This is a genomic window from Bacillus sp. FSL K6-0042, assembly GCF_038006685.1.
GTDB lineage: Bacteria > Bacillota > Bacilli > Bacillales > Bacillaceae_G > Bacillus_A > Bacillus_A pseudomycoides.
Map to the genome: position 1 here is coordinate 393,047 of NZ_JBBOVS010000001.1, position 16,300 is coordinate 409,346.

12 protein-coding genes and 3 pseudogenes are annotated in these 16,300 nt (G+C 32.0%); 13 read left to right on the forward strand and 2 right to left on the reverse strand.

The features are described from left to right. The first annotated feature begins 148 nt into the window (after positions 1 to 148). The 6 genes and pseudogenes from MHH45_RS02120 to MHH45_RS02140 all read left to right on the forward strand — a co-directional run bounded on the left by MHH45_RS02120 (position 149) and on the right by MHH45_RS02140 (position 4,847). Entirely contained in the window at positions 149 to 391 is a 243-nt protein-coding gene (locus tag MHH45_RS02120) for a hypothetical protein (protein ID WP_016115258.1), read from the forward strand. Between the two features lie 280 nt (positions 392 to 671). After that, positions 672 to 1,916, forward strand: a complete 1,245-nt coding sequence (locus MHH45_RS02125; RefSeq protein ID WP_088094438.1) for a nucleotide sugar dehydrogenase — start codon at positions 672 to 674, stop codon at positions 1,914 to 1,916. Between the two features lie 23 nt (positions 1,917 to 1,939). Then, positions 1,940 to 2,068: pseudogene (locus MHH45_RS27970) on the forward strand (PPC domain-containing protein); the annotation flags it as partial. Between the two features lie 133 nt (positions 2,069 to 2,201). Next, positions 2,202 to 3,059, forward strand: a pseudogene (locus MHH45_RS02130) (glycosyl transferase); the annotation flags it as partial. Positions 3,060 to 3,137: 78 nt separating this feature from the next. Beyond that, a complete protein-coding gene (locus tag MHH45_RS02135; protein WP_229161723.1) occupies positions 3,138 to 3,902 on the forward strand; it encodes a glycosyl transferase family 2 in 765 nt (254 codons plus the stop codon). A gap of 387 nt (positions 3,903 to 4,289) precedes the next feature. Next, a complete protein-coding gene (locus MHH45_RS02140; RefSeq protein ID WP_016115253.1) occupies positions 4,290 to 4,847 on the forward strand; it encodes a S1 RNA-binding domain-containing protein in 558 nt (185 codons plus the stop codon). A gap of 412 nt (positions 4,848 to 5,259) precedes the next feature. Here MHH45_RS02140 and MHH45_RS02145 read toward each other — a convergent pair whose 3' ends face one another. Further along, positions 5,260 to 5,850 (reverse strand): hypothetical protein, encoded by a 591-nt coding sequence (locus MHH45_RS02145; RefSeq protein WP_016115252.1) that lies wholly within the window; start codon positions 5,848 to 5,850, stop codon positions 5,260 to 5,262. Positions 5,851 to 6,278: 428 nt separating this feature from the next. Between MHH45_RS02145 and MHH45_RS02150 the strand changes: the two genes are divergently transcribed. The 5 genes from MHH45_RS02150 (at position 6,279) to MHH45_RS02170 (ending at position 11,008) form a co-directional block, all read left to right on the forward strand. Further along, positions 6,279 to 7,322, forward strand: coding sequence for an ArsR/SmtB family transcription factor (locus MHH45_RS02150; protein WP_088094140.1), 1,044 nt, complete (start codon positions 6,279 to 6,281; stop codon positions 7,320 to 7,322). 97 nt (positions 7,323 to 7,419) lie between these two features. Continuing rightward, positions 7,420 to 8,637 (forward strand): MFS transporter, encoded by a 1,218-nt coding sequence (locus tag MHH45_RS02155; protein WP_088094139.1) that lies wholly within the window; start codon positions 7,420 to 7,422, stop codon positions 8,635 to 8,637. Positions 8,638 to 8,745: 108 nt separating this feature from the next. Then, positions 8,746 to 9,072: an antibiotic biosynthesis monooxygenase family protein gene (locus MHH45_RS02160; protein WP_003207439.1), complete on the forward strand. Its 327-nt coding sequence runs from the start codon at positions 8,746 to 8,748 to the stop codon at positions 9,070 to 9,072. A 587-nt stretch (positions 9,073 to 9,659) separates the two neighbouring features. Next, positions 9,660 to 10,184 carry an RNA polymerase sigma factor gene (locus MHH45_RS02165; protein WP_088094138.1) on the forward strand — a complete coding sequence of 175 codons (525 nt, stop codon included), beginning with the start codon at positions 9,660 to 9,662 and terminating at the stop codon, positions 10,182 to 10,184. Further along, positions 10,181 to 11,008 (forward strand): SH3 domain-containing protein, encoded by an 828-nt coding sequence (locus MHH45_RS02170; protein WP_016115248.1) that lies wholly within the window; start codon positions 10,181 to 10,183, stop codon positions 11,006 to 11,008. Before MHH45_RS02165 ends, MHH45_RS02170 begins: the two co-directional genes overlap by 4 nt. An 11-nt stretch (positions 11,009 to 11,019) precedes the next feature. Here the strand turns inward: MHH45_RS02170 and MHH45_RS02175 are convergent. Beyond that, positions 11,020 to 12,799 (reverse strand): annotated as a pseudogene (locus MHH45_RS02175) (peptidoglycan D,D-transpeptidase FtsI family protein). A 144-nt stretch (positions 12,800 to 12,943) separates the two neighbouring features. On the opposite strand from MHH45_RS02175, the gene bla reads away from it, so the two are divergent. After that, complete coding sequence (gene bla, locus MHH45_RS02180) at positions 12,944 to 13,732, forward strand: subclass B1 metallo-beta-lactamase (RefSeq protein WP_077294085.1); 789 nt, start codon at positions 12,944 to 12,946, stop codon at positions 13,730 to 13,732. A 424-nt stretch (positions 13,733 to 14,156) separates the two neighbouring features. Continuing rightward, complete coding sequence (locus tag MHH45_RS02185; protein WP_088094137.1) at positions 14,157 to 16,289, forward strand: peptidoglycan D,D-transpeptidase FtsI family protein; 2,133 nt, start codon at positions 14,157 to 14,159, stop codon at positions 16,287 to 16,289. Positions 16,290 to 16,300 lie beyond the last annotated feature (11 nt).

Below are 16,300 nucleotides of genomic sequence, written 5' to 3' on the forward strand. Positions count from 1 at the left end.
GGTTAGGGTTATTTAAATAGGAATAGATATTTAGGCTGAATAATAGTTTTTGAATGAATTAAAGAATCTCCGCAACTTAATATCCGCATATACCGTTCCCTCCTTTTGGCTAATGCATATTGTATTAATTAGAAAGGGGGGAATAGATATGGCGTGTACTACGAACAATCTTTGTTTTAATATATGTCTTAAGATTGTAATTACTCCAGGAAATGGTGTAGTAACAAATGTGAATTGTGGTGATGTATGTGGGACAAGCCCTACCATTGAAATAACGCCTGATGGAGCAATTGTAATTACGTTACCATTAGTCGCATGTTTCTCTATCACATTAAATGATGATCTAAGTGTTTCTACCCTATTAACAAGCCTTTCTTTTCATACTTCTTAAATAGGGCATCTTTATTGAACATGAATTAGATGTATATGTAAGGAAATCAGAGGCTGATTCAAAAGATTAATACAAACAATAAATTAATATCTATGTAAGCAAATTTCACAAATAGTTGCAGCGAATAGACAAAGGTTTGTATAGGGAGAGATTCGGATAAAATCAAGGTATATTCCCAGTTTATTGCTTTTGAACAGCCTCTATTAATTTGACACTTGTATAATCTATGAAGAATACAAAAAAATAAAATATTATTTGAGAAAGGAAGACGGGAATAAAAATGAATGATCGAAGTATCATCACAATTATTGGGTTAGGTTATGTAGGGCTCCCTTTAGCAATCCATTTTGCCAAACGAGGATATATGATAATCGGACTTGATAAAGATAAAAAAAAAATTGAAATGCTCAAAAAAGGGGAGAGTTATATTTCAGATGTCTCTTCAATAGAATTGCAGCAATTATTAGAAAATAAAAAACTGATTGTACACACTCCTAGTGAAGGGATAAAAGATTTTCAAAATAGTAATTATGTGATTGTAACCGTTCCAACTCCTCTTGATTCAAGAAATGAACCTGATTTAAGTGCGCTTTTATCTGTATCACACTATATTAAGCAAAATCTTCAAAAAGGACAAACCTTCATTTTTGAAAGTTCCACCTATCCAGGTACATTAGAAGAAGCGATAATTCCAATCATTGCTGAAACAGGTAATAAGGTTGGAAAAGACTTCTACATTGGATACTCTCCTGAACGAATTGATCCATCCAATCAACAGTACACAGTACAATCTATTCCAAAAGTCATTAGTGGTCAAACGGAGATGTGTAAGCAAAAAGTGCAACAATTATATAGCTCCGTCTTTGATACGATTGTCCCTGTTAGTTCACCAAAGGTTGCTGAGATGTGTAAGCTTTTTGAAAATATTCAGCGTTTAGTTAATATTTCTTTAGTAAATGAATTAAATATATTATGCAAAAAAACAAACATTGATTTTTATGAAGTGTTAGAAGCAGCAGCAACGAAACCATTTGGGTATACCCCATATTGGCCAGGGCCAGGAATCGGTGGACATTGTATCCCTGTCGACCCAATTTATTTTCAATGGAAAATGAAACAATATGGTTTAAAAAGTCAATTAATTGAAGCAGCTCATTTAATTAATGAAGAGATGCCAATAGAAGTTGTAAAGCAAGTAAAAGAAGCAACCAAACCTTCAGGAAATATTTTAGTTGTTGGAATTGCTTATAAGAAGGATGTAAATGATTTGAGGGAATCTCCTGCTCTTAAAATTATGCAACTTTTAGTGGAAGAAGGGTTTAGTATCCAATATCACGACCCGTATATTTCTAATGTGAAAATCGGGAACAGAATTTATCATTCGATTCCTTTGGAAGAGATAACAGTAAAACAAGCGGATTCTGTATTAATTTTAACCGATCATTCCACTATTGATTGGGAAATTCTAAAATCAATAAATCATATTATAGATACACGCGGAATTATGAAGAAAGCAAGTGTATAAGTAAATACTGTTTGAAAGGATTGAATCTACGAAACTACGTAGCATATGGACAAAATGATGGTAATGTCATAAGAGGGAAATATGTGGGAAAACCAGGGGAATATTATTTATATATCTATAAGTATGAAAATGGTACTTATTTATTAAACGTAAACTTCATAATGATGTTGGTTGGGAAACATTATTGTGTCCCAGTGTTACACCAACCACTTCACTTATTTTGGGTGACCATCTTGAGGGATTTTCGCATTTATTTCAAGTTCAAAAAGAATAAATTAGACAAATTTGGAGAGGTGGATATTGTTGCTAAGTCAATATAAAAAAATAAAAATTTCATATGATGAATTAGATAAAATCTCACTGAATAGGATAGAGCCCTTTATATTGCATATCGAATGGAATAATGTGTGTTATGAATTTTTAATTCGAATTAAACCCAATGCTTCTAATGTTCTTGTATTTGGTTCAGGAGCAGGAGGATTTCAAGAAGAATCAATTGGTCCACCCATTTTTCACAGGCATTCTTGGATGGTAGAGTTTGAAGATACTGTGATTTATTATAATGATCCAACTTTATATCTTGGAGAAATATCTTTAGGTTGGGGACAGGGGACGATAGATAGATTCTACCTAAAGGATATTGCAATAATACTAATGAAAATATTTAAAAAATTAAAATTCAATCAGAAAAATGTATTATTTTACGGGAGCTCAGGTGGGGGCTTCATGTCTTTAATACTAGCAGGATATGTAAAAGGCTCGACAGCGTTAGTTAATAATCCACAAACAATTTTAACTAATTGGATACCGGTACCAGTAAATCAAGTGTTTAGCTTGTCTTACCCAGGTTATTCTAGGGAGTACATTGAAAAACATTTTGGGTACCGAATTAATGTTATAGATTTTTATAAAAAAATTAAATATGTACCAAATATATATTTTTTACAAAATGTTGCGTTCGAGTTTGATGTAAAGAATCATTTAATGCCTTTTATTTCTCAATTGAAAGAGATGGATGAAAATCTAGCTGTAAATACAATTCAAATAGATTTATATTATGACAAAAAGGCAGGTCATGCAGCTGTCGGGAAAAATGAAACAATTGGATATATAAATAAGATAAAACCCAATAAAAATATGGAAGGAATTAAATCATAGGAGGTGGTTAAATCGCTTAAGCAATTTAAGAGGATAGATATTAGATTCAACCAAATTGAAGAAATGTCTATTATTACATCAGAACCATTTCTTTTAAATGTTCAATGGGATGAAGTAAGTTATGAATTTTTAATTCGTATTAAACAAAAGTCACCAAATGTCATTATATTAGGATCGGGGGCAAGTGAAAATCAGCATCCACCTATCTTTCAGAGGTACACATGGATGGAAGAATTCGATGATTCTTTAATTTTTTATAATGATCCTACTCTTTATTTAGGTAATATTAATTTAGGATGGGGACAAGGAACTATTGAGCGATTCTACTTGAAAGAAATAGCCATCATTTTAGAGAAATTAATACAAAAGCTGAATGTAGCAAATGAAAATATACTGTTTTACGGAAGCTCCGGAGGGGGCTTCATGTCTTTAATATTAGCAGGGTATATAAAAGAGTCCTGTGCATTAGTAAATAATCCTCAAACCATCTTAACAAACTGGTATATAGATCCCCTCAAACAGGTATTTAATATTTCTTATCCCAATCTGTCTTTGGAGGAGATTAACCACTTATTTGCTGAAAGAATAAATGTTATAGCATTTTATAATCAAATAAAACATGTACCACGCATTTATTATTTACAAAATATAGCCGCAGAATTTGATATGAAGAATCATCTAGAGCCCTTTGTTGATGGATTACAACAAATAGATGAAAATTACCATGTAAACCCAGTAAAAATAGATTTGTATTTTGATAAACGTTCGGGTCATATTCCATTAGAGAAAAATAAAATTCTCCGTTATATAAATTTAATAAAACAATAATAGTAACTACAATTTGTATAATATTTTATTTGTTATTTTGAAAAGAAGTATAATCTAAACTCATTTAAAGAAGGAAATTTAGACAAGCAGGAGAATGAAAAGCTATCTTTCGTTTTCAAGAATAATAAAAAATACTATCTCCAAATTGGAGGTAGTATTTTTTAAAACATTTTTATAGAAGTGTGGAATTACGTAATTTTTTTATATCAACTTTGTTTCTTATTTGTTTATTACCTATAAAATCTTGGTATATGAAGAAGAGGAATTTGCACAATTGGTAACAGTTACCCATTATTAATTAAGTATCCTTTTAAAGGATTAAAAAGAAGTGTAGAAAAAAATGATAATAAATATGTATCTATAGGTCCAATAAAGGAGTGAGGATATGTGTCAAATGAGAGTGCGCTAGATAAAAATATTGCTAGGTATATAAATGAAACAACTATGTTGCACAAACCGTACAATGAATTGTATAAGAAAAATACGATCGTTACAGTAAAGGTAGAAAATGTAGTGAAATATGGTGTTTTTGTACAGATCCAGGATGAAAACAAGGGTAGAGGTTTATTGCATATAAAAAAGTTGCAAAACATGTTTGTTAAACGTATTGAGGATTTTTTGCAAATTGGAGATATAATTGAAGACGTTAAAATAATTGATGTTACTCATGAAAGTCTGTCATTCTCAACCCTACATTTAAAATTAGAACGAAAATACTCAGAAGAAATACACGATAAAACAGATATACAAGAGATTAAAGATAGAATTGCACAAAGAGTTGGTATTATTTCAAAGGATACTGAGAAGAGAATTGAAAACTTTATTAAGGAGCAGGGAATTGTACCATTTGTAATGGCCATGAGTAAGGTTATAGATGATTTTAATTATGACCTATCAATTAAATTGGTTGAGGAAATTGAAAGAAAGGCGCGTGATTACCTTTAACACAAAAATAAAAATAATTATTACGGATCATGCAAGTGATACTTTTAATAATCGTAATGAAGAAGAATGTATAGAAGCTTCTGTTTATAATGCAAAAATCATATTAAAAAACAAGAATCATATTTACATGAAGAATAATTCTTTAAAGTATCCATGTTTGATAGTAGGTCAAGATTTAATTGTTAAGTCGACCATTAAAGAAAATATGAAAATGATACCTTATGTTTTTATAGTCTTGAATATAAGTTTCCCATTCTTTCTTTAATAGGTGTCTTTTCATAAAAAAACCTCCACATGTAGTATGTAAGGAGATTATCTCATGGGTTATTTACAAATAGTAGGTGGGGAATATTTGACGCTTAAAAAGCTAGCAAAATGCTAGCTTTTTGTATTTCTAATATTTGTATCATTTTTAATACGACGTGACATAATACCAATTTTTCTCGATTTTTGTGATTTCTTTATATTCGCTATTAAAATCATTTTTGTTTGGTTTTATATCATTTGGTGTGTAAATAAACCCTGAAAAGTTATCTAATATACCACGATAAGTAAAGAAGAAAACTAAGGTACCATTTTTATTATGCTGTATAAGTACATCTCCACCGCCTTTTGAAGTAGCTGCAAATCGTTCAGGTAAATGAATTTGTCTACTATCATGATTAATATTAGGAGTTAACTCTTTGCGATTTATAAGTTCTACAACTTCTTTACGGTTTTCTTTGTAGAATATAAAATCTAGTTTTAGATAGATTAGTGTAAATGGTGTACATAGCCAAATAACTATTATCGTTATTTGAATAATAAAAGGTTTCCAACTTTTATATTTGATAACATGTATAATCGTAAGGATTAACATTACGAAAAACCATCCGTGAATTGCTATCGATAAAAACGGCATAGCAAATGGCGTAAGAAATTCTACTAAATACCATTGAAAAAAATGATAGAGAATAAGAATGAGACCACTTGTTATTGTAATTTTTGTTAAGTTTTTATTCATATTCTGTATGTCCTTTCCATCCTGAAAAACATATCATTTTAGTGGAAATGTTCCGAATTATTGTATTTCTATTATATTATAAATTAACTATGTAGTGCAACAAAGGATAGATAGGGCATAAATGTTTTTGCCTTATCTATTCTTTTCTTGGTTTTATCCCGCATTAACGGACAGTAACACTCCCACCTCAAAATTCAGCGAAAGCAAAGAAGTTAGGTGGGAGATGAACTGTCCGTAAAAGCCCGATTCGTTCAACTAATAATCAGTGGGGGATGAAGAAAACCCCCACTGATTAAAGTTTCACTTTATATAATGTGCAATATGTTTATTTACGAGTCTTTTTTGAAAAGTTTAAAATTCTAAAAATACAAAAGGATAAATTCGATATTTATAGAATTTAAAATAATAACAAAATAAGGAGGGATACAATGGAAGTCTTACATTTAACAAGTAGAAAACGAGAAACATATAACGTTCAAGTAAAGTATTCGATACTTTTCGAATGTGCACTTGGAATTGCGGCGATCACTCATAAAAGGCTGATTGATACGTTAGAAAAATCTCAAAGTGAGTGGGAAGAGATAAGACAGTCATTATCAACGGAAATGATAGAGCATTTACATTTTGTGGAGAAACATAACACGTGGAAAGCGTTGTTACAACTATTATATCAAGAAGATTTTACGAATTTACCTGAGTTTATCCAGTATGTAACCACGTTATCAGAAGAAGATTTAAAGTATATATGCATTCCATTTATCGGCTATACATACCAAGAAAAAAGAAAGAAGGCAGCAAATGGAGAGATGAAGGCAGTACAGGAATTAAAAGAGATAACAAGTAGCAATCCATTTTTCCCTGCTTATATTGATTTCATCTGTAAAGTGGATATAAAAATGCTTAAAGAGCATTTCATTGCAGTGATGACAGGCTGGTATGAAGCTATTATTGAACCGGAAGCAGAAAAGCTATCACTTATACTAAAACAAGACTATGAAACGAAATGTAAAATGAACGAAAAGATGAAGGCCGAAGAATTTGTTGAATGGGCAACAGGCGGTGTTACCTATTCTCCAGAGCCAAGTGTACATCATGTCCTTCTTATCCCGCAATACACGTATCGACCTTGGAATATCGAAGCAGATATAGAAGATACAAAAATATTTCATTATCCAATCGCAAATGAAAGTATACATCCAGAAGATCCATATCAGCCAAGTTATTTTTTAGTTCATAAACATAAGGCTTTAGGTGATGAAGCAAGATTGAGAATTGTAAAATTGTTATTTGAAAAAGATCGTACATTGCAGGAGATAACGGAACAATTAAATCTTGGGAAGTCAACAATTCATCATCATTTGAAAATTTTAAGATCTGCGAAGTTAGTTGATATTCAAGATGCAAAGTATATTTTGAAAAAGAAAGCATTAGAGGCTATATCGAAAGAGTTGGAATTCTATTTAAATCATTAATTATGAATTTGTACATCCAAAGGTAAAAGATAAAATAATTTTACTTTTATAGAATATGCACAATAGGAGGAGAACTAAAAAGAAAAGTTGGTGCAAAATGGGGAGAAATATTTTAAAAAATCGATCGTTTTTCTTTATGTGGATTGGTAGCGCGATTTCTGAATTAGGCGGTGCATTTGGTACCCTATGTAATTCCATTCTTATTTATCAATTAACGGGCTCGAAAATGGCCTTAGGAAGTATGTGGCTACTTTACTTTATCCCATCGCTTCTTTTACAGCTTGTCATTGGTCCTTTCATTGATAAGTGGATCCGGAAATGGATTATGATTGTATCTCAGTGGACACGTGGGCTAGCTTTTTTACTCCCTCTATGTATGATAATCATTGGAAATATAGAAACATGGCATATTTTTATTGTACAAATAATTGTAGGCTTAATCACTCCATTTTACGTACCAGCCAATCAAGCAATTACACCGACAATTGTATCTAAGGAAGAACTACAAACAGCGAATGCTTATATCGATGGAATGGTTCGTCTTGTGATGTTTTTAGCCCCTGTATTAGGGGGAATTGTTATTGAGTTTATAGGAGTAAAGCTAACATTATTTTTCGTTTGTTTATTTCTATTTATAAGTGGTACTTTACTATTATTTATACAGGAACATAGAGTAGCTCAAACAATTCGTAAAAGTTGGCTAAAACAATCTATTGAGGGATTCACCTATTATTTTAAACAACCCATTATCGTTTGGTTAGGTGTTTTTCTCACATTTGTTCAATTTGGAGTCGGTGTGACGATGGTTATTAATCTTCCATATATAATAGATGAACTCTCAGCAAGTTATGCTGATTATGGATATTTTATGGCAGGTTTTCCCCTTGGGTATGTAATTGGCTCTATACTTGTTGGGAAAGTGCAGTACCATAGTCGGCGTCTTCTCATGCTTGGGGCGCTATTGATAGGAGGAATCACATATATTTCACTAAGCCTAAATCATAGCATCATTTTAGCAGTTATGATTGAAGTTGTAGCGGGCGTATGCATGGCATTTTTTAATGTCCATAACACGACAATATGTCAACAAATTGTACCAAATGATAGGATGGGGAAGGTATTTTCGGTACGCTTATTTTTAATAAGAGGTGCGATGCCACTAGGTGTTTTAGTTGGAGGAGTATTGAGTGAGGTATGGGGAGTGAGGGCGTTATATGTACTAATTGGATCTATCATATGTGTAACTTCTTTAGCTGGAATGCTACTCCCGTATTTTAAATTTCTCGATGAATCTATTCGAGAAAAATCAGCTTAATAGCCTTGTTGTATAATTTAAATGAAATGTTTTAATTGAAAATAATTATCATAATCAATTATAATAAAGGAATACGAGTGTTATTTGCAAATAAAGGGAGTGGGATATATGTTTATCGAAACGAAAACAATTACAGTTAAAGAAGGAACTTCAGATCTTGTTGTTCAGCGTTTTTCTGGGGAAGGTATTATTGAAAAATTTGAAGGGTTTATCGACTTAAGTGTTCTTGTTAAAAAGGTGAGAAGAGGGGACGAAGAAGTCGTTGTAATGATTCGTTGGGAATCTGAAGATGCATGGAAAAACTGGGAGACAAGTGAAGAGCATCTAGCTGGACATAGAGAAAGTCGCGGGAAACCAAAACCAGATCATATTTTGAAATCTGAGCATGCGGTTTATTATGTGAAATCATCAAAATCAGCTTATCAGCAATCTTAATCAAAAAAGGAAATACATTTTGTAAAATATAAGACATGGAAGTGTCATAAAGTTTTTTTATATCAATGTCTTGTTTATAATATATGAAAAAAGTACATCACACGATATGTAGTGGTGTACTTTTTTATTTAATTGGTATGTGTAAATGCTTAAACAAACACGAATAATATTAAACATGTAAACAACATGAGAGAAAGTCCTTTGGAGACTCAATCTTATCTTGCTGGTGATAGGTATCGCCAGTATTTTTGAAAAGTAAGGTTAAGCTAAATAGACATGAAATGATAATTCTATCCACATATAGGGTGAATGTACATATTTCCAAATGATACAACTTGTTGCACGTCAATGGTAGATTCTATACAAGGAATTGGATATGTGAGCACTTGAAAAAGAGAAGCAATTCGTATGTCAAATGTTAAAAGATTGCATACAAGTATCTTGGAATTTCGGTGATAGAACTCTTAAGTATGATTTTTAATAGAAAATGGAACAAAAGAAACTTTTGTCTTGTCTATATAAAGGAGTCAAATATAAAACATGAGGAAAGGTGTTTATGCTTATGCAAATAAGCTTGAGGTGTTGAGATGGAACATAAGGTTATTGAAAATTGCAATCATGATGAAATTGATAATGTTATAAGAGAACATTGGCAAGACGTATGGAATTATTCATTCATTATTACAAAAGATACCCATTTATCAGATGATATAACGCAAGAGGTGTTTATAAAAGTATTTAAAAAATGGAGCTCATTTCGAAATGAGTCCTCTGTTAAAACGTGGTTATTAAAAATTACAAGGAATACAGCTTTAAATTATTTGAAGTCCTCCTATTTTAAGAGGATTTCTTTAGTAAGTTTCTTTCGAAATGATAAGGAATATCCGTCAGCAGAAAAACAATTTTTACAAAAAGAAACTATGAATGAAGTTTGGGGCATCGTATTAAATTTGCCCCAAAAACATCGTGAAGTATTAATACTAGATGCAAAATATGAATTATCTTATGATGAAATTGCTGAAACATTAGGCGTGTCTATTGGAACTGTGAAATCTAGGCTACATCGCGCTCGTGCACGAGTTTCAAAAATATTATCGGAGGATGAATTATGAACAATGATAGAAAGCCGGATTGGTATAAAGAATTAAAAGGTGGGCCTATGAAACAGCCTCAAGACGAAGAGGAATTGATTTATAAGATAAAACAATCCATATACCAAAATAGGGAGGAAGGTTCTCCTAAAATTAGAAGGCCATTTCGTATAAAGACATTCACTGTTGCAGCTGTTCTAGTTTTTACGGCTGTGCTGTTTAACTTTCAACAATTCTGGTTTGGAAAAAATGAACCGCCTGTGCAAAGTAGCACTCAAATTGAAGTTAAGATGAAAGATGAATCTAATCAAGATCAATTACTAAAACAATTTATGGATGAATTAAATCAAAACACAAGCTTAAAAAATAAGAACGATTTATATAGAGTATTGGATGAAGAATTTATTTTTAAGGGAGAAAAGTATAGTAAAAATGAATGGAAGTTTGATGATGATATTTTTCATGATTTACAGGTAGCTCTTGCAATGGGGGGAGAATTTGTGAATGATACGAAAACATTATATAAAATACCTAGTGGATTGGCAGAAAGTAACCAAACGAAGCAGGAACGTTATTTATATGCTACTGTTGTTGGGGAAGAAACAAAAATTTTAACTCAACCAAAACCTGATTCACGCGTTTTATATCGGGTATCTAACGAAACTGTAAAAGCATGGATTCCGGAGAAAGTGAATAATGATGGATATATAAAAATAACTACAATGAATGGTTATACCGGTTATGTAAAAGAAGACCATGTCTCAATAGATATCCAGTATTCTTTCATTTTTGAAAAACAAAATGATGGTATGTGGAAAATAAAGAGTATAGATTCTATATGGTAAAAGAAAAAGGTTCACTTTATTGAACCTTTTTCTTTATTTTTTATTCTCTTTTTGAAGAGTATCCCAAGCCTTTAAAATTTCCGCTGCAACAAGAGCTGCACTATTTGTTTCAGAATTACCACCAGGAATAATGACAGAAATAGCAATATGCGGATTTTTAGTCGGAGCATATGAAATAAACAGAGAATGGTTTATAACTTTTTTTTGTTCGTTTGGCGAACCTGTTATTCCAGTTTTACCAGCAACGTCAAAGGGTAAATTTTTAATTTCTTGTATATTTTGACTCATTCCACTTTGTAAAACATTCCAGAAACTTGAAGGATAACGATTTGAACTTTCTAAAATTGGTTTAAATTCTTTTGTTCTTTTATCACCGTTTTCCATGATAGCGTTCACGATTTGAGGTTTGTATTTGTCTCCTTTGTTTGCAAGAGCAGCTGCATATTGAGCAAGTTGGAGAGTAGTGTGCACTTCATTTGCGCCCCAAGAAGCATTCAATAAAGCAGAAATCCCACTTTCAAAATTACTAGATGCATGTAACTTATATTGTCCTTTTTCTTCAAAGGGTAAATCAACTCCAGTTTTCGAGCGAAGACCGAATTGTTTTAAATAATTCGTCCACAAGGTTGCTACTTTTTCTAAATTTCCATTATTTTTATTGAATAATGGAATTGCTACTTTTGCTGTCATAAATGTATTTGATGAATTAATGATAGCTTGACTCGGTGTAATTTCACCAGTTGGAGTTCCAGCGGCATTGGTGATGTTATTTTGATTATTATACTGAAGGCGACCCTTATCTAAATACGTATCTTCAGGCTGAAAAAGCTTTTCGTTTAACCCAATTAATATAGTAAGCGGTTTTATAGTTGATGCCATATTTATATAGGAATCACCATACTTTAATTTTTGGATTGTTTTATTTTGAGCAAGTAATTGGATGTTTTCTTTTTCAGACAATGATAAAGGTGTATTGAATACATTTGGATCAAAAACTGGCGAGTTAGCCATAGTTAATATTTCTCCTGTTTTAACATCTATCACTACAGCATAACCAGCAGTAGCATCAGGTGTTTTCAGAATTTGGGACCTAAGTGCTTCTTCTGTTTTTTGTTGAAGTTTATAGTCTAGTGCTAGCTGAATATCTTTTCCTCTTTGAGGACTTTGTATGTTCCATAAGAACTTTTTATTTTTTATTTTAAAAGTGAGAGTTTTTCCTGGTTTTCCTTTTAAATCGTTTTCATATTGAAGTTCAATTCCATTTTTACCAACAGGAACATAATGAGAATCTGAGTTGTGTTTTTCATAGTCAACATACCCAATTACTTGTGAAGCAATTTCATGATGTGGATAAACACGTATCAACTCATTTTTTACTATTACATTTTTGAAGTTATTTTCGTTTATAAATGCGGATTCTTTATCATTTAAGTTTGCATGTAATCGTATTTCATTTTTATCATGATGTTTACAAGATTTTTGTAATTGTGAATGTATGTGATTTACTGAAATTTTATGGTTAAACTTGGATGAAAACTGATTTAGAAAACTTGATATCTTCGCTACTTCTTGATCGGCTGGACAATCAATATTATAGACATAATACAAAGACTTTATTTGTTTATTTGTGGCTAGTATGACTCCGTTTTGGTCAATAATTTTTCCTCTTTCAGCTGCAGAAGTTGTGATAGTAAACGAAATAAACCTTGTTATGAATAAAACCATCAAAACAACTCCTAAAATGAAAAAAATCGTTAAAATTATCCACCTCTTCGATTTTTTATGTAACATAAAATCCTCCCTTATCCAGATTCTATTCTATATTAAAATTTATTATTTTTTTTGTAAATGTGGGAACAACTTTATCATTTGTATTGTCTATTAAGTGTAATAGCGCTTTTAGAGAAGTAAGCTGCTAGGAAAGGAGCAATAATAATGAAAAAGAAACTGATATTAAAAGTAGGTCTATGCGCAAGTATATTAGGGATTAGCCAATTTACCAGTTCAATATTTCCAGTACAAGCTGCAGAAAAAGTAGAGCAAATAAAAAATAAAAATCAAGAGAAAGATGTATCCATTTCACAGTTGCGTCCAAAAGTCTGGATGCATACAAGCACTGGCGAGGTAAATGGAACACGTATTTCTGCAAATGGTTTAATTCTTGAAACGTCTAAAGGACTAGTACTGATTGATACACCTTGGAATGATGCTCTTACAGATCAACTACTTCAAATACTAAAAAAGCAATTTCCTACAAAAGAGGTCACAGAAACAATTGTGACACATGCTCATGACGATCGTATAGGAGGAATTAAAACGCTGACTAAAAAAGGTGCCAAGGTACACAGTACGGCTTTAACTGCTGATTTAGCAGAGAAACAAGGTTTTGATAAGCCTCTTGGAGACTTGAAGAAACGCGATAATATGCGATTTGGTGATATAAACGTGGAAACATTTTATCCAGGAAAAGGACATACACAAGATAACATAACAGTATGGTTACCAAAGTATAAAATCCTATTTGGAGGATGTTTAATAAAATCACTAGATACGCAAGAGATTGTACAAACTCCAGGTTCATATGTATCTAATTGGTCAAAGGCAATTAAAAAAGTAGAAAAGAAATACAGCGATATAAATATTATTGTACCAGGACATGGAGATCCCGGAGATAGTCGTTTATTTACTCATACGTTGAACTTGTTAAAAAATAATGAAAATTAATAGGGTATGACGGCCACGTAATATAGAAGAACAGCCTAATTTTTGTTTTAGATATATTAATAAAAAAATAAGGGGAACTGCTTATGATTGAATGCAGTTTCTCTTATTCTTTATCCAGCATTAACGGGTAGTAAGCCTCCACCTTAAGGGTCAGAGAGAAACGAGGAAGAGAGGTGGGGAATAACTGCCCGTAAAAGCCCGGTTGGTGAGGGCTAACTATCAGTAAGGGATGAAGAAAACGCCCACTGATGGAAGTTTCACTTTAAGTAAATAGAGGAACGATTCCATTTTTATCTATTCAATTCATTAATTGAATGAACCGCTACTTTTTAGTTTTCTTTGTATAAAGATTGAATAACACATATGCGTGAATTTGTATATAAAACTGTAATCCGAATGAAATTCATTAAAAAATGGAGGATATATGAAAAAGCAAACAGGAAAGAAGCAGAAGACATCGATATCTATCCGATTAAACATCTTATTTTTCTGCGTATTTATACTATTTTCGGCTATTATTTTTCAGCTAGGAAGAGTACAAATTGTTGATGGAGAGACCTATAAAAATCAAGTGGAAAAAAATGAAAATGCAACAACGAGTATACCAGTTCCCCGTGGGAAAATTTATGATCGAGAAGGGAAACCGGTTGTTGATAATAGAGCACTTCGTACGATTACGTATACAAGATTGAAGGGTGTAAGCTCTGAAGACATTTTAAAAACTGCAGAAGATATTGCAAATATACTTGAAATATCAGAAGAAGAAATAAACAAATTAACGGAAGTAGATAAAAAAGATTTTTGGATGCAATTAAATAAAAAGCGTGCTAAAGAAAAGATCACGAAGCAAGAAGAGGAAAAATTTAGAAAAAAGGGTATAGAAGGGAAAGAGTTAGACAAAAGAATCGAAGAGTTAAGACGAAAACGCATTACAGAAGAAGAATTAGGAGAGCTCACGCCACAAGACTTACAAGTGTTAGTTATTAAAAGTAAAATGAGTTCTGGTTATCAAATGACACCACAAATTATAAAAAAAGACGTGACAGAGCAAGAGTATACGAGGATAAGTGAAAATTTAGCAAAACTCCCAGGGATAGATGCGACAGTTGATTGGGAACGAAACTATGTAAATGGTGAGTTATTCCGTTCGGTATTAGGGAATATAACAAGTGCTGAAGAAGGATTGCCAAAAGAACACTTAGATTCTTATTTGGTCCGCGGATATAATCGGAACGATCGCGTGGGGAAAAGTTATATTGAACAACGATATGAAGATGTATTACATGGAACAAAAAAAGAAGTTAAAAATAATATTGATAAAGCAGGAAATGTTATTCAAACGGAAACAGTCTCTAAAGGAAAAAGTGGTAACAATTTAACTTTAACAATTGATATGGAGTTACAAAAAAAAGTAGAAGAAAGTATAGAAAAAAATTTAAAAGCTTTTAAGAGTTCTGAACCATTAATGGATCGTGCTTTTGTTGTCATGATGGATCCGAAAACCGGACAACTATTATCTATGGCTGGTAAGAGATTGGTAGAAAAAGATGGGAAAGCAGAAGTAGAAGATTTTGCATTAGGCAACATGGTAACTTCTTATGAGTTAGGATCAGCTGTAAAAGGTGCTACTTTATTAACTGGATACCAAACCGGAGCTATACAAGCAGGGACTCAATTTTATGACACACCTATGAAGTTTAAAGGTACGAGAGTTAAAAAATCATGGAATGTATCCGGATTTGGAAATATTAATGATTTAAGGGCTTTACAAGTATCATCAAATGTATACATGTTTCATACCGCGTTACAAATAGCTGGAGTGAATTATGTACCAAATAGTTCATTGGATATTAAACAAGCAGCATTTGACACAATGCGTTATTATTTTAAACAATTTGGTTTAGGCGTCCCAACAGGAATCAATTTACCGAATGAAATAACTGGACAAACGAGGCAGAAAGATAGCCAACCTGGATTTTTATTAGATTTTTCTATTGGACAGTATGATACGTATACACCATTACAATTGGCACAATATATTTCAACCATTGCAAATGATGGATACCGAATGCAACCTCAAATTGTCCAAGAGATTCGAGAACAAACAACAAAAAAAGAAGAAATTGGACAAGTTGTACAATCTATAGAACCTGTTGTGTTAAATCGAGTGGATGTGAAATCGGAATATATTGATCGAGTAAAAGAAGGCTTTAGATGGGTATTTCAAGAAGGCGATGGAACCGGTGTGAAATATTTCCAAAAGGCTCCATATAAACCAGCTGGGAAAACAGGAACAGCTCAGACAGTATATGGAGGAGATAGTAAAATTGGAAGGAATGAGAAGGGAGAACGTATTGAGTGTTACAATTTAACATTAGTTGGATATGCTCCATATGATAATCCAGAAATAGCATTTTCTGTAGTAGTCCCTTGGGTTCACAATGATAAAAGTGGGATTAATTCATTAATTGGAAAGGATATATTAGATATATACTTTGACTTGAAAAAGCAACGTATGAATGGTGAAACTACTAATATAGTGAATCCTAATCAGTAATAGTGAAATTT